At 63.9% G+C, this 20430-nt stretch carries 17 protein-coding genes; 13 read left to right on the plus strand and 4 right to left on the minus strand.

Features of this window, described 5'->3' with window-relative positions; translation table 11 throughout:
• Positions 1 to 61 precede the first annotated feature (61 nt).
• On the plus strand, positions 62 to 1453 hold the full coding sequence (locus ACIPY2_RS05340; RefSeq protein WP_400265335.1) for a PLP-dependent cysteine synthase family protein: 1392 nt from the start codon (positions 62 to 64) through the stop codon (positions 1451 to 1453).
• A 165-nt stretch (positions 1454 to 1618) separates the two neighbouring features.
• Here the strand turns inward: ACIPY2_RS05340 and ACIPY2_RS05345 are convergent, their stop codons facing one another.
• From ACIPY2_RS05345 to ACIPY2_RS05355, 3 genes are read right to left on the minus strand one after another with little or no spacing between them, the layout of a single operon-like run.
• Positions 1619 to 2773, minus strand: a complete 1155-nt coding sequence (locus tag ACIPY2_RS05345; protein WP_400265336.1) for an LLM class flavin-dependent oxidoreductase — start codon at positions 2771 to 2773, stop codon at positions 1619 to 1621.
• Positions 2774 to 2792: 19 nt separating this feature from the next.
• The gene (locus ACIPY2_RS05350; protein WP_400265337.1) at positions 2793 to 3455 is read right to left on the minus strand and encodes a methionine ABC transporter permease; all 663 of its coding nucleotides are present in this window, start codon (positions 3453 to 3455) and stop codon (positions 2793 to 2795) included.
• On the minus strand, positions 3452 to 4555 hold the full coding sequence (locus ACIPY2_RS05355; protein ID WP_400265338.1) for a methionine ABC transporter ATP-binding protein: 1104 nt from the start codon (positions 4553 to 4555) through the stop codon (positions 3452 to 3454). The genes ACIPY2_RS05350 and ACIPY2_RS05355 overlap by 4 nt, the downstream gene beginning before the upstream one ends.
• Before the next feature lie 220 nt (positions 4556 to 4775).
• Here ACIPY2_RS05355 and ACIPY2_RS05360 point away from each other — a divergent pair, with 220 nt between their 5' ends.
• The 12 genes from ACIPY2_RS05360 (at position 4776) to ACIPY2_RS05415 (ending at position 19297) form a co-directional block, all read left to right on the plus strand.
• Complete coding sequence (locus ACIPY2_RS05360) at positions 4776 to 5660, plus strand: MetQ/NlpA family ABC transporter substrate-binding protein (RefSeq protein WP_400265339.1); 885 nt, start codon at positions 4776 to 4778, stop codon at positions 5658 to 5660.
• A gap of 64 nt (positions 5661 to 5724) precedes the next feature.
• Entirely contained in the window at positions 5725 to 7086 is a 1362-nt protein-coding gene (locus tag ACIPY2_RS05365) for an LLM class flavin-dependent oxidoreductase (RefSeq protein ID WP_400265340.1), read from the plus strand.
• A 26-nt stretch (positions 7087 to 7112) separates the two neighbouring features.
• Positions 7113 to 7652 (plus strand): GNAT family N-acetyltransferase, encoded by a 540-nt coding sequence (locus ACIPY2_RS05370; protein ID WP_400265341.1) that lies wholly within the window; start codon positions 7113 to 7115, stop codon positions 7650 to 7652.
• Between the two features lie 266 nt (positions 7653 to 7918).
• The gene (locus tag ACIPY2_RS05375) at positions 7919 to 9328 is read left to right on the plus strand and encodes an FAD-binding oxidoreductase (protein WP_400265342.1); all 1410 of its coding nucleotides are present in this window, start codon (positions 7919 to 7921) and stop codon (positions 9326 to 9328) included.
• A 49-nt stretch (positions 9329 to 9377) separates the two neighbouring features.
• On the plus strand, positions 9378 to 11030 hold the full coding sequence (locus tag ACIPY2_RS05380) for an ABC transporter substrate-binding protein (RefSeq protein WP_400265343.1): 1653 nt from the start codon (positions 9378 to 9380) through the stop codon (positions 11028 to 11030).
• Entirely contained in the window at positions 11027 to 11980 is a 954-nt protein-coding gene (locus ACIPY2_RS05385) for an ABC transporter permease (protein ID WP_400265344.1), read from the plus strand. Before ACIPY2_RS05380 ends, ACIPY2_RS05385 begins: the two co-directional genes overlap by 4 nt.
• The gene (locus ACIPY2_RS05390) at positions 11977 to 12822 is read left to right on the plus strand and encodes an ABC transporter permease (RefSeq protein ID WP_400265345.1); all 846 of its coding nucleotides are present in this window, start codon (positions 11977 to 11979) and stop codon (positions 12820 to 12822) included. The genes ACIPY2_RS05385 and ACIPY2_RS05390 overlap by 4 nt, the downstream gene beginning before the upstream one ends.
• Before the next feature lies 1 nt (position 12823).
• The gene (locus tag ACIPY2_RS05395) at positions 12824 to 14488 is read left to right on the plus strand and encodes an ABC transporter ATP-binding protein (RefSeq protein WP_400265346.1); all 1665 of its coding nucleotides are present in this window, start codon (positions 12824 to 12826) and stop codon (positions 14486 to 14488) included.
• Positions 14485 to 15684, plus strand: a complete 1200-nt coding sequence (locus tag ACIPY2_RS05400; protein WP_400265347.1) for a PLP-dependent aminotransferase family protein — start codon at positions 14485 to 14487, stop codon at positions 15682 to 15684. The genes ACIPY2_RS05395 and ACIPY2_RS05400 overlap by 4 nt, the downstream gene beginning before the upstream one ends.
• A 205-nt stretch (positions 15685 to 15889) precedes the next feature.
• Positions 15890 to 17545 (plus strand): phosphodiester glycosidase family protein, encoded by a 1656-nt coding sequence (locus ACIPY2_RS05405; RefSeq protein WP_400265348.1) that lies wholly within the window; start codon positions 15890 to 15892, stop codon positions 17543 to 17545.
• Positions 17546 to 17597: 52 nt separating this feature from the next.
• Positions 17598 to 18680 carry a glycerophosphodiester phosphodiesterase gene (locus tag ACIPY2_RS05410; RefSeq protein WP_400265349.1) on the plus strand — a complete coding sequence of 361 codons (1083 nt, stop codon included), beginning with the start codon at positions 17598 to 17600 and terminating at the stop codon, positions 18678 to 18680.
• 305 nt (positions 18681 to 18985) lie between these two features.
• Positions 18986 to 19297, plus strand: a complete 312-nt coding sequence (locus tag ACIPY2_RS05415; RefSeq protein ID WP_400265350.1) for a putative quinol monooxygenase — start codon at positions 18986 to 18988, stop codon at positions 19295 to 19297.
• 1 nt (position 19298) lies between these two features.
• Here the strand turns inward: ACIPY2_RS05415 and ACIPY2_RS05420 are convergent, their stop codons facing one another.
• Positions 19299 to 20297 carry an alpha/beta fold hydrolase gene (locus tag ACIPY2_RS05420; protein ID WP_400265351.1) on the minus strand — a complete coding sequence of 333 codons (999 nt, stop codon included), beginning with the start codon at positions 20295 to 20297 and terminating at the stop codon, positions 19299 to 19301.
• Positions 20298 to 20430: the final 133 nt, after the last annotated feature.

Genomic DNA, 20430 nt, shown 5'->3' on the forward strand with positions numbered 1-20430 from the left:
ATCAGCACACGGTTCTCAATGCTTTTTGGTGGGCGTTTCCCGCACGCCTAGCGTTGGCGGCATGACCGTCTACGAATCAGTCCTCGACGCCATCGGTGGCACGCCCCTGCTTCGCCTTCGGAAGCTCGGAGCAGGTGTCCGGCCACGCATCTACGCCAAGCTGGAGTTCCAGAACATCGGTGGAAGCGTGAAGGACAGGGCTGCGCTGTCCATGATCCGCGGGGCCGAGGAAGCCGGGCTTTTGAAGCCGGGCGGGACGGTCGTCGAAGGCACCAGCGGCAACACGGGCATCGGGCTGAGCCTGGTTGCTGCGCAGCTGGGCTACCGTTCGGTGATCTTCGCACCGGCCGCCACGTCTGCCGAAAAGATCCGGCTGCTCAAAGCCTTCGGAGCGGAAGTCCACTTGGTGGCCGACTTCGTGCCACGTTCGGATCCCGGGCATCTCGCAAACCGTGCCGCGGCCTTTGCGGCCTCGACGCCGGGGGCTTGGCTGGCGCTCCAATACGACAACCCGGCTAATCCCGAGGCACATTTTCAAAGCACGGGGCCGGAAATCTGGAAAGACACTGCCGGCAGCGTGACGCACTTTGTCGCAAGCGTAGGTACAGGTGGGACGATCAGCGGGACCGGGCGGTTCTTGAAGCAGGCCAGCGACGGGGCCGTCCAGGTCATCGGCGCCGACCCCGAGCACTCCCGCTACGGCGGCGGCAACGGTTCGCTCAAATACACCGAAGGCGCCGGGCATCCCCTTCACCCGGATTCTGTTGAGGACCTCTGGCCCGAAGCGTTCGATCCCGCTCTCGTGGACAAGTTCTTCAGCATTTCCGACCGCGACGCCATTTTCACTGCCCGGCGCGCTGCCCGCGAAGAAGGCCTGCTGATCGGGGCAACCGGAGGCACAGCACTTGCGGCCGCCCTGCAACTCGCCGAGATCCTGGACGAGAACCACACCATCGTGGTGGTGCTCCCGGACTCCGGCCGGAACTACCTCTCCACCTATTTCGACGACGACTGGCTCACCTTTTTGGGGTTCCTGGAACCCACGACGCCGGCTGGAACCGTCCGCTCGTTGCTCACCGGCGCGCCTGCCGGAGTCCCGCTCCTGGCGAGCGGACTGACAGCGGCGGAGGCCGCCGTCGAACTTTATGCCCGGGGGTTGGCACCTGGCGAGCCAGCGTTCCTGGTCCTGGACCGGGGCGAGAGCTTTGGAACCGTGCACCCGCGGGAAGTCGTGGCAGTGGTGACTTTGGAGTCGTTGGCTGCCGTGGACGACGCGGCCCCAGCTGTCGCAGCCGGTCTTGCCTACAGCGTGCTTGGGGCCGGCCTCCCGGTTCCGGTGGAAGCTGGGGCAAGCAGTACTAAAGGGCAGGGGGACGCGGCGGCGGCCGAATCTGCTGGTACGGAGGTGGTCGCTGTCCTCGTCGACGGCCGGATCGCCGCCACCCTCCCCTGACGCTCTCTCACATCCCACCCGCGAGAGCCCATCCCTCTCTCACAAACAGCTGGCCGGGCGTGTCGAGAAAGGGTACGGGTGAACCGGGGGGAAGTATCCATCCAATGAGCGAGCATCCGGGAAAGCACCCCGGGACGTGAGAGAGGGTGGCCAGAAAGGGGGGATTTAGTGAGAGAGGGTACGGGTGCGGGCGGCGGCATGCGCGGCGGGGCGGTCCTCGGCACTCAGGCCGCGTTCCCGGTGCGCCACCTCCTGCTTCAGCTGCGGGATCACGTGCTGGCCAAACTCGATGGCGTCGGGGACAAAGTCGTACCCGCGCAGGCCGAAGATCTCAAAGCCGAGCTCGTGGTAGTCGAGGATCGCCTGGGTGACGGTGTCATAGGAGCCAACCAACGCCGTCGCGCTTCCTCCTCCGCCTCCGGCAGCTTTGGCGAGGGCCGTCCACAGGGCGCGGTCGTGCAGGTCTCCGCGTTCGGCCGCCGCCAAAAGCCGCTGGGTTCCGGCTGCTTCCGGCTTCACGGCATAGTGCCGGACAGGATCGATGACCTCGCCTGCGGACCGGCGTGATTCGAAGGTGCCCAGGATGGAACGGGCTTTCTCCCAGGCCAACTCGTCGGTAGGGGCAACGATGGGCCGGAAAGCGATTTGCCAGCGCAGAGGCGATGTCCGGCCCAGGGAAGCAGCCCGCGAGAGGATCTGTTCCTGCTGCGAAGCGGCGTCGGCCAGTGGCTCACCGAAGAGGGCGTAGATGTCGGCCTCGGCAGCACCCACCGACCAGGCAGCCTCGGATGACCCACCGAAGGAAATTCCCGGGCGTTTCCCACCAAACGGACCCAGCCCGGAGGCAAAGCCTTCAAAGCGGTAGTGCTCGCCGTCCCAGTCGAACCTCTCCCCTGTCCACGCCCGACGGACGATCTGCATGTACTCCTGGGTCCGGCCGTACCGCGCATCCTTGGCGAGGTAATCACCTTCGCAGGCTTGGTCCGCCTGGCTGCCGCCAGTGATGAAGTGCACCGTCAAGCGCCCCTGCGCAATGTGGTCCAGGGTCAGGAAGGACCGCGCAGCGAACGTCGGGTGCGACACGTTCGGCCGGTGCGCCAACCTCAGCTGAATCCGCTCCGTGTTGGCCGCAACCCACGTGGCATGGACGGCCGGGTCCTGGGTTGCCGAGTTGTAGGCGAACAGCACATGGTCCCAGTTGTTGTCTTCATGGATCCGCGCGATCTTCACAGCGTAGGAAGGATCAAAGAAGGCCGTGGTGGCCGGCGAGGTCTCCGTGGAGTCATTGCCGGCACCCATGCCGAGGAATTCGATAGGCATAAGGAATCTCCAATTAAACCTAGCGGCGGAGGATGCGCTGGGCCAGGAAATTGCCCAGCAACTGCGCGGCCTGGACCATGACGATGATGATGAGCACGGTCACCAGCGTGACTTCCCAGTTGAACTGCTGGTAGCCGTACATGATGGCAAAGTTGCCCAAGCCGCCGCCGCCGATGTACCCGGCCATTGCGGACATGTCCACGATCGCGATGATCATGAACGTGTAGCCCAGGATCAGCGGCGCCAACGACTCGGGGATCACCACGGCCCAGAGGATGTGCAGGCGGCTGTCACCCATGGCACGGGCAGCTTCAACGACTCCGGGATCGGAGGCCACCAGGTTCTGCTCCACCACGCGACCGATCACCACACCTGCCATGAGCGCCATGGGCAGGATCGCCGCGGTGGTGCCGATGGTGGTTCCCATGATGATGAGCGTCAGCGGAGCGATGGCCGTGATGAAGATGATGAACGGGATGGGCCGGATGATGTTCACCAGGAAGTTGAGCACGGAGAACACGGCTTTGTTGGCAAACAGGTTCCCGGGCCGCGTGGCGTACAGCGTCACGCCGAGCGCCAACCCGGCCAGGCCGCTGAGCAGCACGGTGATAGCCACCATGTAGATGGTCTGCTGGAAGGACTCGCCCAGGACGGGCAGGAGGCTGGTCCAGTCGGTGGTCATGGTTTCTCTCCAACAGTGGCCAGGTGCGGGACGGCACCTTCGGTGGGTGCCGTCGTCGAGAGTTGACGTTCGACGGCGGTGACCTCGCCCAGTTCGGCGAGTGCCGCGTCAATCGATGCGTCGCTGCCGGTGAGCTCGTAGGTGAGGGTGCCCAGGATGCGGTTCTGGATTTCGGTGACGCCACCGAAGACGACGCTGGAACCGATTCCGTGGCGTTCGAACGTTGCAGCCACCAACGGAGTGGGCGCAGCTTCGGAGATGCCGACCGAGACCAACAGTCCCGGATGCGCGGCTGAGAGGCGTTGCACGGTCTCGGGTTCCGGTGTTCCATGGACGGCCGTGGAGACGAATCGTTGGGTGGATCCGCTCTTGGGGTCGGCAAAGACGGAGTAGGTGGGACCGGACTCCACCACGCGCCCGGATTCCATCATCACTACGGTGTCGCAGATCTCGCGGACCACGTTCATTTCGTGGGTAATGACCACTACGGTGGTGCCGAGTTCCTTGTTGATCCGCCGCAGCAGGCGCAGGACGTCCCGGGTGGTTTCGGGGTCCAGGGCGCTGGTGGCTTCGTCGGCGAGGAGGATGTCCGGGGCGTTCGCCAAGGCGCGGGCAATGCCCACCCGTTGTTGCTGGCCGCCGGAAAGCCGCCGCGGGTAGGTGCCTGCTTTGTCGGCGATCCCCACGAATTCAAGGAGTTCCTCAACGCGGGGGCGGATCTTCTCCTTGGGCCAACCGGCCACTTTCAAGGGGTAGGCCACGTTGCCGAACACGGTGCGGGATTTGAGTAGGTTGAACTGCTGGAAGATCATTCCGATCCCGGACCGGATGTTCCGCAACTGGCTCTCCGGCAGGGAGGAGATGTCCTGCCCTTTGACGATGACCTGTCCCTCGGTGGGGCGCTCCAGTCCATTAAGCAACCGGACCAGCGTGGACTTCCCTGCGCCGGAGTAACCAACGATCCCGACGACCGTTCCTTCCTCGATGTCCAGTGTGACAGAGTCGACGGCGCGCACCGGACCGGCGGCCTTGGTCAGGGTCCGGCTTCCGGGAACCGGAAATTGTTTACTGACTCCGCGCAGGGAGACGATGGCGCTCAACGGAGCCTCCTTGAGGGTTGTTTGGGACCTCATTCCAACAGCGACACCACTCCCGGATCGAGTCGGGTGACCCCCTGTGACCTGCGGTTTCGTTCCTTGACGGCAGGCGTCGAAGTGTTGCGGGCGCGTTCGATCCGGGTGCAGGCAACTGCCTAGCGTGAGGCAGGGGGAACACCCCGTACCTTCCATTCGCATCAATACCCTTGTACGGAGAAGCATCATGAAGAACCGCCTGTTAGTCGCCGCCGTCGGCCTCATTGCCGCCTTGTCGTTGTCCGCGTGCGGAGGTGCTGCGGGAGGCTCTTCGAATTCGGGGAACACCAAGGTGGTCATTGGAGTGGACGATGGCGCTGAAGCGCACTGGACCATCCTGAAGAACAAGCTCAAGGACCAGGGCGTCGACCTGGAGGTCAAGAACTTCACTGACGGCGCACAGATCAACACCGCCACCCAGCAGGGCCAAGTGGACATCAACCTGTTCCAGCACCTGAAGTACCTGTCCCAGTTCAACGTGAACAGCAACGGCACGCTGGTCCCGGTCGGTGCCACTGCCGTGTACCCGCTGGCCCTCTACTCGGAGAAGTACAAGTCTGTCGGGGAGCTTCCCGCAGACGCCGAGGTTGCGATCCCGAACAACCCCACCAACCAGGCCCGTGCCCTGTTGAACCTGCAGACTGCCGGACTGTTGCAGCTCAAGGATGGCGGCAACTCGCTGTCTACCCCTGCTGAGATCACCTCCAGCAAGGTCAAGGTTGTTCCCGTCGACAGCAACCAGACCGTGAACGCGCTCAAGGGCACTACGGAAGCCGCCGTCGTCAATAACACGCAGGCCCAGAAGGGCGGCTTGGGTGACGACAAGATCATCTTCAAGGAAGACCTGAACTCCGAATCGTTGGCTCCCTACATCAACGGTTTCGTGGTCAAGGCCGACCGCAAGGACGATCCCGTCTGGAAGAAGATCGTGGACGCCTACCACACCCCCGAAGTTGAAGCCGCTGTCACCAAGCTCAACGACGGCAACCTGCAGTTCAAGGCCGACTGGACCGCTGCCAAGCTGCAGGAAGTCCTGACCGCCGAAGAAGCAGCCATCAAGAAGACCAAGTAGTTCGCTAAGGGGGCCCGCTGCGCCACACAGCGGGCCGCCCTACGGCCATTTCAGGGAAACAGCAATGAACCAGTACCTCGCCAACGAACGACGGCAGATCCACTTCTTCGCCTACCTGGTAGGGACGGGCATCCACCTGGCCTCATGGCGCCATGAAACGGCGTTTCCGCAGGCCAGCATCGATTTTGCCCATCAGGTAGAGCTGGCCAGGACAGCCGAGGATGCGAAGTTTGATGCAATCTTCCTGGGCGACTCGCTGGCCATTGACGAGACGTCCAACCCCGGCATCCTCAACCGCTTCGACCCCATCGGCCTGGTCACGGCCCTCGGTGCGGTGACGGACAGGATTGGCCTGATCGCTACCTCGTCAACGTCCTACGACCAGCCGTACAACTTCGCCCGCGCAGCCCTCACCGCAGACCACATCAGCGGCGGCAGGGTTGGCTGGAACATCGTCACCACAAGGGATCTGACCAACAGCACGGCGGGAAACTACGGCGCGGACCAGCACTTCGAACACGGCCTCAGATACCAGCGGGCCGAGGAATTCGTGGAGGTTACGCGTGGTTTGTGGAATTCCTGGGACCCGGACGCGTTCCTGTACAACAAAGAGCACGGCAAGTTCTTCGACCGCCACAAACTCAGCCGCCTCAACCACCAGGGTGAATTCTTCAAAGTGGCCGGCCCGCTCAATATCGGCCCGTCCCCGCAGCACTCGCCGCTCCTGGCCCAGGCCGGTACATCAGGCCCGGGCCAACGCCTGGGCGCCCGCTTTGCCAATGCCCTGTTCGCGAGCCACCCGGATATCCCGCAGGCTCGGCGATACCGGGCGTCCGTGCGGGCCCAGGCAGAGGCATTCGGCCGGAACCCCGACGAACTCTACGTCTACCAGGCCATCTCTCCGATCGTCGCCGACAGCCGCAAGGAAGCTCTGGAACGGATCCGCGAGCTGGACAACCTCATCACCGACCAGCAGGTCCTGGACTTCCTGCAGGAGTACTTCGCAGGACACATCGACTTCACCGGCCTCGGTCCGGACACGACCGTTGAACAGTCCGGCATTCCCGGCATCGCCAACCCGCGCACGGACTTCCGCTCCGCGGGCGAACAGATCCGGGGACGCGAACACGAGGTGACACTCAAGGATCTCTACTCGATCCTCACTGGCGACAAGCGGAACTACGACTTCATCGGCAGCCCGGAGCACGTGGCCGATTCCCTCGAGCGTTGGCATGCCGAAGGTGCCGCCGACGGCTTCAACCTCATGTTTTCCCTCCTCCCGCAAGACCTGGAACGCTTCACCGCCCTGGTCATTCCGATCCTCCAGGAACGCGGCCTCGCTCGCACCGAATACACCGGCAGCACCCTCAAATCGCACCTTGGCCTGCCTTCCCGGCCGGAACCCGCCGCGGCCCGCGCACGCTGACCGCCGTCGTCGTCGAAAGGACAAAGATGACCACCCAAGCAACCGCCGCAACCGGCACCTACGTGATCCGCGAGGCCCGTCACGAAGAGTACGACGCCGTGGGGCGGCTGACGTACGAAGGCTTCGGCCACCACCTGCCCGGCGCGCACCAGCCCGACGAGGAGCGTCTGCAGTTGCTGCTCGACGCGGCAGCCCGTGCGCACGAGGGCGTTCTGCTGGTGGCCGAAGACACGGAAACAGGTCGACTGGTGGGTACCGCGAGCCTGTTGCCGTTTGGTTCACGCCTGAGCCGGCAGGCGGAGGAAGGCGAAGCCGAGCTCAGGTTGCTCGCGGTGCTGCCCGAAACCCGCCGGACCGGCCTCGGGCAACGACTCATGGACGAAGCCGCACGACTCGCCACCCTCCAAGGTGCCAAGCGCGTGGTCCTGGACACCGCCGTCGACAATGAACCGTCCCAGAGCCTGTACCGACGGCTCGGCTACATCAGAAGGCCTGAGCGTGAGAAACCACGCCCCGCACCGAAGGTACAACTGGTGGTTTACACACTTGACCTGAACGAGGACTGACACAGTCCAGGTCCACAGGGCACTGGGGTAAGACAGCGTCACAAAGTCGAGAAAAGTGTCCCTGAATTGCGCACCTTTACGTAAAAATCCCTTTTACTACCCCGGATTGAGAACTATTGATTGACATTTCAGGGAATTCGCACGCAAATTCCGAATCCCGATAACTTTTGAGGACCCGGTCATATGTGACCGGGATTTCCATCAACAGCCTTTGGGTGCTTCGCGCAGGAATGCCTTGTCATGCACCCGGACAGAGAGACACCGGCATGACAACACAACTCACTCACGAACACACCGCAATCCGGCGTTACATTGGCGAACTCACAAGCACGGTGGAAGGCATTGAGATCCTCCAACCCGGCACTGAGACCACCCGCTACGGCCACGACGCAGCCACCGCCAAAACCGCATCCGCCCCCACTAAGGAAGGTCCCGCCGTCGTTCTTCCCGCAACAGCAGCCGACGTCCAGGAGGCTGTAAGGCTCGCCGCGGAACTTGGCATCACGGTGGTCCCCCGTGGCGCCGGCAGCGGCCTGTCGGGAGGGGCAACTGCCACAGCACAACAAGTGGTCATTTCCACGGAGAAACTTAATCGGATTATCGAAGTTTCTCCCTTGGACGAGGTCGCCGTTGTTGAACCCGGCGTTATCAACGCGGAACTCAATAAACACCTCGAACCCTTTGGCCTTTTCTACGCACCGGATCCTGCGAGTTTCGATATTTCCTCGATCGGCGGCAACATCGCTACCAACGCGGGCGGACTGCGGTGCGCCAAGTACGGGGTGACCCGGGAATCGATCCTGTCCCTCGACGTCGTACTCGCCGACGGAAGCCTCATCACCGTAGGTCACCGTTCCATCAAGGGCGTTACCGGTTTGGACCTCACCTCGCTGTTCGTCGGGTCGGAGGGCATCCTGGGCATCGTTGTGAGCGCAACCGTGAGGCTCCGGCCCAACCCCGTCGCCCGCAAAACCGTCAGCGCGTTCTTCGACAGCACGACCCAGGGAACGGACGGCCTGGCGGCCATCACGCTCTCCCCCGTACGACCGGCCGCGATCGAATTCTTTGATACCCCGAGCCTGAGGAACATCGACGCCCACTCCGGGACGGCGCTCCGTGAGCGCGGCGCCGCGTTGATCCTGATCGAACTGGACGGCTACGGCATCGGCGACCAAGCCGCAGACCTCGCCACCGCGCTTACCGCCGTCGGCGGACGGGTCACCGTGGAAGCGGACGACGACGGCGTGCGGCTTTGGGAACTGCGGCGCAGCGGCCGCGGCCTGCCGCAGGACAAGTGGTACATCGGAGAGGACATCGCCGTGCCGAAGTCCCAACTCGGCAAGGTCTACGCTGCGTTCCCAACGCTGGAAGCCCGGTACGGCGTCGACATTTCGGCGGTGTCCCATGCCGGCGACGGGAACCTTCATCCCCTCATCACCTTGGACAAAACGCCCGACGACGGCCCCAACCCGCCTGCCGCGCTACAGGAAGCGGCCACTGAACTCGTGAAGGTGGCGCTCTCCCTCGGCGGAACGGTCACCGGTGAACACGGCGTTGGCTCCATCAAGAAGGAGTGGGCCGCCCTGGAACTGTCCGAGCGCAGCCGTGAACTCCAGCACGCCATCAAAGCAGCGATCGATCCCCGGCAGCTGCTCAACCCCGGCAAGGCCATCTAAGGCCGCCAGGAAACCCCGAAACAAACCCCAACGCATCCAGGAGCACTCCATGAACACCTTCAACACCCCTGAATTCCGCAGGCGCGCCTTCCTCGCAGGCCTCGGCGCCCTGTCCACCTCGGCCCTGATCACAGCCTGCGGCGGGACTACCGCCAGCACGGGCGCCAACGGCGGTACCCCGGTGGAGGGCGGCAACATCACCTTCCTGATCCAGGGCTACGACACCGGCTGGGTTCCCAGCAAGACCGCCATCTCCAGCTACGAGGGCAACCTCTGGGGCCAGATCACGGACAAGCTGGTCTACGTCAATGAGAAGGGCGAGCTCAGCCCTTGGGTCGCCGAGAAGTGGGAAGAGCTCAACGGAGCCAAGGACTTTGTCCTGCACTTGAAGGAAGGCGTGACGTTCTCCGATGGGACCCCGCTGGACGCGGCAGCCGTGGTTGCCAACCTGAACGCCTGGGCCAAGGGTGACTCTGCCCGCGGCATCAGCAAGGTGGGCCTGTTCCCCTCCACCAACTTCGCCTCCGCCGAAGCCACCGATCCCAAGACGGTTAAGGTCAGCTTCTCCTCGCCGGCCCTTGGCTTCATTGCCACGTTGGCCTACCACGGCTGCATCCTGCTCTCGCCGAAAACCCTGGCATTGCCCGTGGAAGCGCAGGCGGACCTCAGCCAGGAAATCGGCAGCGGCCCCTTCATCGTCAAGTCCTGGAAGCAGGGCGACAGCTACGTGCTGGAGAAGCGCAAGGACTACAACTGGGGCCCGGCGGCGCTCGGCCACACTGGACCGGCCCGCCTGGACACCATCACCTACAAGGTCATCAAGGACACCTCGGTCCGCACTTCCACCGTGGTTTCCGGCCAGGCAGATGTTGCCTTCAACGTCGAGCCACAGGAAATCGAGTCCCTCAAGGCCCAGGGCTTCACCGTCGGTACGCCCCGCTACCTCGGCTTCGTGGACGGCTTCCAGGTGAACACTACGGCCTTCCCCACCAACGAACTCGCCGTCCGCCAAGCCATCCAGCACGGCATCGACCGTGAAGAGATCCGCAAGACCGTCTACACCGACGACTGGAACGCCGCCACCACTTTCATCCAGGGCAACGTCCCCGAAGCCGGCGACTTCAGCGACTCCTTCAAGTTCGACCCCGACAAGGCCAACAAGGTGCTGGACGACGCCGGCTGGACCAAGGGCTCCGACGGCTACCGCACCAAGGACGGCAAGACCCTCGAATTCACCCTCACGCCCAACCCTTACGTCCCCTCCACCAAGGCCGAGGACGAACTGATCGCCCAACAGCTGAAGATGGTCGGCATCAAGGTCAACCTCAAGGTGGTGGACGTAGCAGGCTACGCAGCCATCCAGGCCAGCAAGCCGCCGCTGTTCCAGACCTCCCGCAGCTTCGTCGACGTCGGAACGGTCGCTGGTGTCCTCACCAGCCAGAACAAGGGCGAGGACTGGTTCAGCGTCGGAACCAGCGACCAAAAGCTGAACGACCTCTCGACGGCGATCGCCACCGCCTCGGACAGGGCCTCCCGTGAGGAGGTTGCCGACGAACTGCAGAAGTATGTCCTGGACCAGGGGTACTTTGTTCCCCTTAACCAGTTGGTCCAGCGCCTTTACCTGATCAGCCCGAAGATCAAGGACGTCCAGTACAACGGCCTGGCCTACGCGAACTTCTACACCGCCTGGATTTCACAGTGACCAGCGATTACAAGCGCTTTGCCCTCACGCGCGTGGGCCAGGCGGTCATCGTTGTCCTTCTCGCCTACGTCCTGACGTTCCTGGTCATCAGCGTGCTTCCCGGTGACGCGATCACCAACACACTCCGCGACCCGCAGCACGGCCTCAGCGAGGAGGACATCCAGCGGATCGTGGCCTTTTATGGGCTCGATCAACCGGTGATCGTCCAGCTTCTCCTGTCGCTGGGCCGGTTCCTGACGGGCGAGCTCGGGTTTTCGCTGCAATCCAACCTGCCGGTGACCCAGATCGTTGGGGATGCCCTGCCCTCCACCCTCACGTTGGCAACCAGTGCCCTGGTGATCGCGATCATTTTCGCGGTGGCCATCGCCTACGGCGCGCAGTACCTTCCCGGGAAGTGGGCTGCGGTGGTGCGCTCCATCCCGTCGTTCTTCCTGTCCGTGCCGAACTTCGTGATCGGCCTTATCCTGATCGAGTTTTTCGCTTTCCGGCTCCATTCGTTCACCACCACGGATCCGAACAGTCCCGTGGCCACACTCTTCGCCGCCATCACCCTGGCAATCCCCGTCTCGGCCCCTTTGGCCGAGGTATTGATTGCCAGCCTGGACCACGAAACCCGGCAGGAGTACGCCGTGGTGGCGCGTTCCCGGGGACTGACGGAAGCCAGGCTTTTCGCGAAGCACTTGGTGAAGCCCTCGGCCCTTCCGTCGGTGGCGATGGTGGCCCTGGTCGTGGGCGAACTCCTTGGCGGTTCGGTCATCACGGAAACCATCTTTGGCCGGGACGGGATCGGAACCGTGGTGCAGAAGGCCGTGACGGGTGAGGACCAACCCGTTCTCCAAGCAGTCGTCTCGCTTTCGGCCGTGGTGTTCGTCGTCGTCAACCTCCTGGCCGACCTCGCCTCGCCGCTCCTCGATCCGCGCGTCAAACTCCGGGAGAAGGTAAGCGCATGACCGCCCTCCTTACAGAAATCGGCACAGAACCGACCCAGCGGAAACTGACGGACAGCCTTCCGCCGGTCACGGTGATCCTGTCCTTCGCCGTGGTTCTCCTGGTCATCCTGTGGTCCCTGGCGCCAGGCATCTTCACGCACTACAGTCCGGTGACCGGCGATACCGCGAGCAAACTGGCCGCACCGAGCGCAGCACACTGGTTCGGCACCGACTACCTTGGCCGGGACCAGTATGCCCGCGTGGTTTACGGCACCGCGTCCTCGGTCACAAGTGCCTTGGTAGCAGTCCTGATCGGCTTGGTGGTGGGAAGCATCATCGGCCTTGCCGCCGGCTTTCGCGGCGGCTGGACCGACTCCATCCTTGGCCGCCTGGTCGACGTACTTCTTGCCATTCCGGGCTTCCTCCTGGCAGTGGTCATCGTCAGTTCCCTCGGTTTCCAGACCATCAACGCGGCCATCGCTACCGGCGTGTCCGCCGTCGCGGTTTTCGCCAGGCTGATGCGCGCCGAAGTGATGCGTGTCCGGGGCGCCATCTACGTGGAAGCGTCCTATCTGGAAGGCGGCAACCGCCTCCACGCCCTGCTGGGGCACATCCTGCCCAACGCCTACCGCTCGGTGCTGGTCCTGGCCGTGCTCCAGTTCGGCACCTCCATCCTGATCATCGCGTCACTGGCCTTCCTCGGCTACGGCGATCCGCCCCCTGCCTCGGACTGGGGTCTGCTGGTGGCCTCCGGCAAGACCTACGTCACGGCACCGTGGCTCGTGTACGCGCCTGCGTTGGTCATTGTCATTACTGTCTTGTCCGTCAACCGCATCAGCCGATGGCTGCGAAAGGCGAAGTGACATGAGCTCCCTACTAACAGTGCAAGGTTTGTCGATCGCTTACGACCATGCCGCCGTCGTCCATGATGTGTCCTTTTCACTGGCCAAAGGCGGGAGCCTCGCACTGATCGGCGAGTCCGGTTCCGGCAAGTCGACCATTGCGAAAGCCGTCCTCCGGTTGCTTCCCCACGGTTCGTCCACCAGTGGAACGGTGGAATTGAACGGCAAGGATCTCCTGTCCCTGCCGGAGAAGCAGTTCCGGCCGTACAGGGGCCGTGAGCTCGGGTTCATCCCGCAGGACCCGGCGTCGGCGCTCAATCCGGTCCGGACCATTGGGGCACAAGCCCATGAGGCAGCCGCCTTGCTCGGGGAGGCAGATCCCGAGGTGCGACGCCGAGAGATCCTTCAGGTGCTGGAACAGGTGGGACTGCCCGATCCTGCCCGGGTGTACTACTCCTATCCTCACCAACTCTCCGGCGGCATGCTGCAGCGCGTTCTCATAGCACTGACGGTACTGCCGCGGCCGTCACTGATCGTGGCTGACGAACCCACCTCGGCCCTGGATGTCACGGTGCAGAAGCTGATCCTGGACTTGCTGACTGAGCTCCGGAGCGAGCTGGACATCAGCCTGCTCCTGATTACGCACGACCTCGCGATCGCCGCGGAGCGCGCTGATTCGCTGGTGGTCCTGAAGGATGGAGCGGTGCAGGAGAGCGGCGCTTCGCGGGAAATCTTTGCCGCACCCCGGACCGAGTACGCAAGGAATCTCCAAGCAGACGTCCCGGCCTTGCACCCGGACAGGTACCGGAACCAGCGGGTCACCACCGATTCAGCGCACGACGACGGTTCCCGGACCGGGGTTGCCGGCTCACCTGCTGCTGCGCCCGCCCAGATCGACGTCCGTGAGGTGACCAAGCGCTTCACCGCCGGAGGCAAGGAAGTGTTGGCCGTTGATGGGGTCTCCTTCTCCGTGGAACGCGGACACACCCACGCCCTTGTGGGGGAATCAGGATCGGGCAAGACCACGGCAGTCCGGCTGCTGCTCGGTCTTGAACGAGCGGACGGTGGGCAGATCGCGGTAGCCGGGGAATCGACCTCGGGCCGGTCGCGGGCTGAAGTCCGGGAGATCCGGCGCCACCTCCAGCTCGTCTACCAGAACCCGTTCACCTCCCTGGATCCCACGTGGAAGGTCAGCAGGATCATCCGGGAACCGCTGGATCAGTTCAAAGTAGGGACCACGGCGGAACGGGCGGAACGTGTCCGTGAAGCTTTGGATGCGGTGGGCCTCCCCGAATCCGTGGCGTCACGCAGGCCCACGAATCTGTCCGGCGGCCAACGGCAACGCGTAGCTATCGCCCGCGCGCTCGTGGTGCGTCCCGACGTCGTCGTTCTGGACGAACCGACCTCAGCACTGGACGTGAGTGTCCAGGCGGGAATCCTGGAACTGCTGTCCAAGCTGCAACGCGAACTGGGGCTGACGTACCTGTTCGTTTCCCACGACCTCGCGCTGGTGCGGCAGGTGGCGGACACAGTTTCCGTGTTGCGCCGCGGGCAAGTCGTGGAAGACGGGCCTGTGGAGGATATCTTCCTGCGGCCGCAGCATCCCTATACACAGTCACTACTGGATGCGATCCCGTTGGCCGCGCCAGCATCCGAAACCAAACAACTAGCGAAGGCATCAGCATGACCGTGAACCTGACCACCACCCGCAGGCCTGCCCTGATCGAGGCCTTCACAGCGCCCAAGGGCTTCGGTGATGCAACACTGCGCGACAAACGCGCGGACGCAATCGAACTCCTGGGCGGGATTCCGGACCCTGGCGTCCTTCCCACCACGGAGATCGCCGAAGCGACTGCCCGTGTACTGGCCAAACCCGGCGTTCCTGCCTTGCAATATTCACGGACGGAAGGCATTTCAACCCTGCGCGAATGGATCGCCGAACGTGAAGGGGTCTCCGTAGACCGCATCCTGATCACCAACGGGGGCTTCCACGGACTCTCCCTGGCCATTCAATCCGTGGTGGAGCGCGGCGACCTGGTAGCCGTGGACAACCCGATCTTCCCGTTGTTCCTGCGGGGCCTGCAACTTTCCGACGCCAGGACCCTGCCGGTGTTCGTGGGTCCGCGCGGACTCGACGTCGACCATCTCAGTGACCTGTTGCGTGCCGGGGCCCGTCCCTCCGCCGTCTATACCGTGCCGGACTTCCACAACCCCTCGCAGGGCACCCTGCCGAGCGAGGCCCGTGCGGAGCTCGTGCGGCTCGCGGAGCACTATGGCTTCGTGATCCTGGCGGACAATCCGTATAGGGAGCTGCGCTTTGCCGGGGAGCAGGAAAGCGTGGAGGCGTTCAACAACTCGGACCACGTGCTGCACATCAACACTTTCACCAAGACACTGGGGCCAGGGCTTCGGCTTGGGTGGACCGTAGCTCCCGAGCACCTGGCCCGCGACCTTGTGGCACTCCGCAGCCGCCAGGACTCGCACAGCTCCACGCTGGTCCAGGCCATCATCGGCGAGCTGGTCACCTCCGACCCCGGAATCTTCGATGCCACGCTGGACAAAGCACGTGCCCTGTACCGGAGCCGTGCCGAGACCCTGGTGGCAGCGCTGGACCGGGAAGCACCCGGAGCCTTTGAATCCGTGCTTCCCGAAGGCGGACTGTTCCTCTGGCCGCGACTGGCCGACGATTCAGTGAATCCGGATCGCTTGGCGGACGACGCCAGCGCTGAAGGCGTGGAGTACCAACGAGGTTCGTTCTTCCCCTCGGGACCTGGGACGGATGCCGACCGCCACCTGCGCCTGGCCTACGGCGACGTTCCGGCCCCGAAATTGGAGGAAGCGGCGGCACGACTGGGGCGGGCACTGGCGAGGCAGCGGAAGTAGCCGAACCGCAGATCGCACCAACCGGCGTGTTTGGGCCCAATTTCCGGCTTACGCTTTCACCAGCGCAGCGACGGCGGGTTACGCCATAGGGGAAAAATATCTGGCCACGGTCTCGCGAACGGCCGATGAACACTACCCGAAAGCATCAGGAACCACGGTGTGTGGGTGCCAACTCAGGCTCGGGGCCGTCCTAGCGTTGGTGACCATGATCAACCCCAATCATCGTCACCACCGCGCGGTTATCACCGCGCTGGCCGTGTCTCTTCCCTTCGCCTTCCTGGTCCCCGCCGGCGTCTCCAGCGCGGCGGCGCCGGACCAGGATGCAGCCGCGCCCTCACTGGCAGGCCATCTGGACCTTGGCGCAGCGGACCAGCCCGAAACCCGGACCGTCACCACACTGGCTCCGGGCCTCACCCGGACTGTCATCACCCGCGGAACTCCGAACGCTGACTTCTCCTGGACGGCCGAGGTGGCCCTTCCCTCGACGTCTCCGGACCCGGACGCCCCCGCCTCAGCACTATCGACCCAAGCACAGGCCCAGAAGGTCGCCGACAAACTCAAAGCTGCCGGTGTGACCGCCCGGGTCGAGCACGTACAGTCTCCCCAGCTTGCCGACGCCGGCGGAGACCTTGGGTACAGGGTCCGCGTTGGCCAGTTCGGCACTAAAGCCGACGGTGCCGCCGTCGTTGACCAAATCAAAGCCGCCGGTTACAAATCCTCGGTGATCTACACCGGCTGGGACGGTGACGCGGGCACCAGCGAGGACGACCACGGTCCCTGGAACCTGCAGGTACTCACGATTGACCCGAAGGAATTCAAGGGCGACCTCACTTCATCATTCGGGCCCAACCTCGAGGACCGTGAGACGACAAGCCAGCTCTCCGCCGCCGCCGGCGCCCTGGCCGCGGTGAACGCTGGATTCTTCACCATGGACCCGGCAGCCGGCGCCCCCGGCGACCCGGCCGGAGCCGCCGTTCACGATGGCAAAGTCCTCAGCGAACCCGTGGGCGACCGGCCCTCCCTTGTCCTGGATAAGAATGGAACCTCCATCCAGCGGCTGCACTGGCACGGCGCCGTGACCACGCCGGGTTCGGCCGAACTTCCTCTGGACGGCGTCGACCGGGTCCCCGGGCTGATCCGCAACTGCGGCGGAACGGACGACACCCCGACGAACCTGCCCCTGCATGACTTCACGTGCACGGACGCCGACGAGATCGTCTCGTTCACCCCGGAGTTCGGCCCCGCAACCCCGGCCGGTGCCGGACTTGAAGTCATCCTGGACGCCCAAGGGACCGTCACCGCCGTCAACCACAGTCGCGGCACCGCCGTACCCGTCGGCGGACAGACTGTGCAGGCGATCGGCGCCGACGTCGACAAGCTTGCGGCCCTGGCGGTCCCGGGCAAAAAACTGAAGGTCGACGCCGACCTCCTCACCGGGAACGGCGAGCCCCTGAAGACGGCCCCTTCAACGGACGTGGTGAACGGCGGCCCGTTCCTGGTCCAGGACGGCCAGGTGAACGTTACGGCCAAGCGCGACGGCATGGTCCGGTCCAATGACAGCAACAGCTTCTTCTACGGCTGGGTCCACAAACGCAACCCCCGCACTTTTGCCGGAGTGGACGCCCAGGGCCGTACCCTGCTGGTCACCGCCGACGGCCGCCAGACCGCATCACTCGGCCTGAGCCTGAGCGAAGAAGCGCGCGTGGCCAAGTCCCTCGGCATGGTCAACGCAATGAACCTCGACGGCGGTGGATCCACCACGATGGTCCAAGGCAGCCAGGTCATGAACTCACCCTCCGATGCCACCGGCGAACGCCCCGTAGGCGACGCCCTCGTCGTACTCCCTGCCCCCAAGCCATGACCGGCAAACCACTGATGTTCCACCCCACCACTACCCCGACTCTGGAGACCCCATGAAGTACACCAAGCTGCTGACCGCGGCTGCGATCACCGCCGGCCTCGCCCTGGGAACAACCCTCCCGGCCCACGCCGCCGCTACCAACCCCAACGGCACCGAGAACCACTTCGACCTGCAGGCCCACCGCGGCGGCATCGGCCTCGCCGTCGAATCAACCCTGGCCTCCTTCGCCAAGGGCATCGAGACCGGCGTATCCACCCTGGAGATGGACCTCCAGATCACCAAGGACGGCCGCGAGGTCATCACCCACGACCGCAAGATCAGCGGCCAGAAGTGCAAGGACACTGCCCCCGTCACCCCGGGCGACCCGTCCTACCCGTACGTGGGTAAGTACATCAAGGACCTCACCTTCGACCAGGTCCGCAGCCTGGACTGCGGCTCCCAGACGCTGCCCCAGTTCCCCGGACAGCAGGCCTCTCCCGGCGCTAAGATGCCCACCCTCGCCGAAGTGTTCGACCTTGCCAACCGCTACCGGGCCAGCCAGGTCAAATTCAACATCGAGACCAAGGTCGAAGCCGGCGCACCCGAGGAGACCGCCCCGCGCGAACAATTCGTCGAGGTGGCCCTGCGCGAAATCAACAAAGCGCACATGGCAGAACGCGTCTCCATCGAAAGCTTCGACTGGGGCTCGCTGCGCCTGGTGAAGGAACGCCAGCCGGGCATCCGCACCGTGGCCCTGACCAACAAGGACTTCCTCCAGGCCGGACAGCCGGGCAAGTCGCCCTGGCTCGGCGGCATCGACGCGGACGACTTCGGCGGGGACCTCGTGGACGCCGCGGCCTCCCTCGGCTTCGACGCCATCTCCCCCGTCCACGGCACGCCGCAAAACGGCACCGTCACGGATCCCGGCTACGTCCCCTACGTAAACGCCGACATGGTGACCCGTGCCCACGCCAAGGGCATGCAGGTCATCCCATGGACCGTCGATGACAAGCCAACGATGCGCAAGCTGATGGACGACGGCGTGGACGGCGTCATCACCGACTACCCGGACAAGCTTCGCGAGGTCATGGCGGAACGGTCCTTGAAGCTTCCCAAGCAATACACCCTGGAACCGGGCGCTTCCGCCACCAAGTAGCCCTGCACGGAGGCACTTTCCACGATTGGCAAAGCACCACGGAAAAGGCGCGCCCACCTTACGGGGCGCGCCTTTTTCGCGGGCATTCTACGTGTCCGGACTTCTCCCCCAAGGGCCGGTCCCTTGTGGTGACCGGCGATCATTGGGACACTGGGCAGATCGTCACGCCGCTCCCTCGATAGGTTGAGGAGGCCCCGAGGCTGGCTCGGTCCGCAACACCTTCGCAGCAGTACCGTTCCAAGGAGGCTCGTCATGAAATTCGTCGTGCAGTTTGGCATCGTCCAGATCGGGAAGGGTGAGCGGGCATGATTGAGGTTGCATTGTTGGTGACGCTGAAAGCCAAGGCCGGCAAGGAAAAGGAAGTCGCGGAATTTCTTCGCAGCGCCCGCTCGATCGTTGAGCAGGAGGAAGGAACGCGCGCCTGGTTCGCACTGCAATTCGACGAGTCGACCTTTGGAGTCTTCGACGTCTTCCCTGATGACGAAGCCCGCCAGACCCACCTCCAAGGGGGTGTCGGGCAAGCTCTCGCGGCTCAAGGAGCAGAGCTGTTCAGCGTAGAACCAAACATTCAGAACGTCGACGTACTCGCCTACAAGCTGCCCGGTGAAGGCGCGTAGCCTACCGTTCCGGCTCGTGCCATGCCGCAAGACCCAACCGGGCACCTGAAGCCATGAGACCTTCTTCCTGCCAGGCATCTGCCAGCAAGGTTCTGCCATTTGCGGTGACCAGAATCTTGCTGCCGAGGTAGGCCACGTCGGTCAATATCTGGTCCCAATGCCGGTACTGAACGTCGTGCCCTTCTCCGCTGTACATCCGCACCGTGGTTTTGGGTTCCCGACCTTCCGACTGCAGCGACCTTTTCCACCGATCGATATGCTGCCCGGGGACGAGGGTGTCTTCGCTGCCCCAATACATGAATGCACGTCCCGTGACACGGGCAAGGTCCGGCAGGGGCGTTCTTGCGTACAGATCGAACGCTTGCCGTAAGCCTTCCGGTTCGGCATCCCTGCCGCGGGCAAACATTGCGTGCGTGGCCTCTTCAACGGCTGAATCAACAAAGCCTGGGACTCGATGGACCGGACTCTCCGGAGGGAACGTCCACCATGCAACCGGATCTGCCGCCACCTGCCTGGGGTCAAAGTCCAACTGTGCACCAGGGATGGGTTCCGAATACGCGCATGCCAGATGCATTGAGCGCACGCATGCGGGGCGGGCGGCCGCGACCTGCGCCGCGTAGGGTCCCCCGCCGGAGATAGCTACAAGCGATGCCTCCCGGATGCCAAGATGATCCAGGAGCGACCAGACGTCCTCGGCGTGTTCCGTGACGCCGGCGTCCGGATCGAAGCTGGTCCGGCCAAGTCCGTTGCGCTCTACCGAAACAACGCGTACGCCAAGAGACAGCCTTAAGGGACGCGCGAATTCCAGGAGCCTGAAGGCTCGAACCGAAGTCCCAGCGCCGCCAAAGAAGACCACGGGAACCCCTGAACGCGGACCTTCATCGATGAACCGGACCCTTCGCCCTGATCCCGCTTCATGGCTGTGAACCGTCGGGCCCAACGCCTCGAATCCGATTTGCGGGAGCTCGATGTCACTACCGTTTTTTCCTGGACTCCTCATAAATGCTCCCTTCAATAGCCGGATTGCGGACGGGCGCACGGGACCACTCAGGAGACCGTGCGCCGCGTCACATTTTCGCAAGTTTTGCTGAGTTTGAATTAAACCATTGCCATAATCGCAAGTCACCCCTAAT

Source organism: Paenarthrobacter sp. NPDC089675 (assembly GCF_044749185.1).
Taxonomy (GTDB): domain Bacteria; phylum Actinomycetota; class Actinomycetes; order Actinomycetales; family Micrococcaceae; genus Arthrobacter.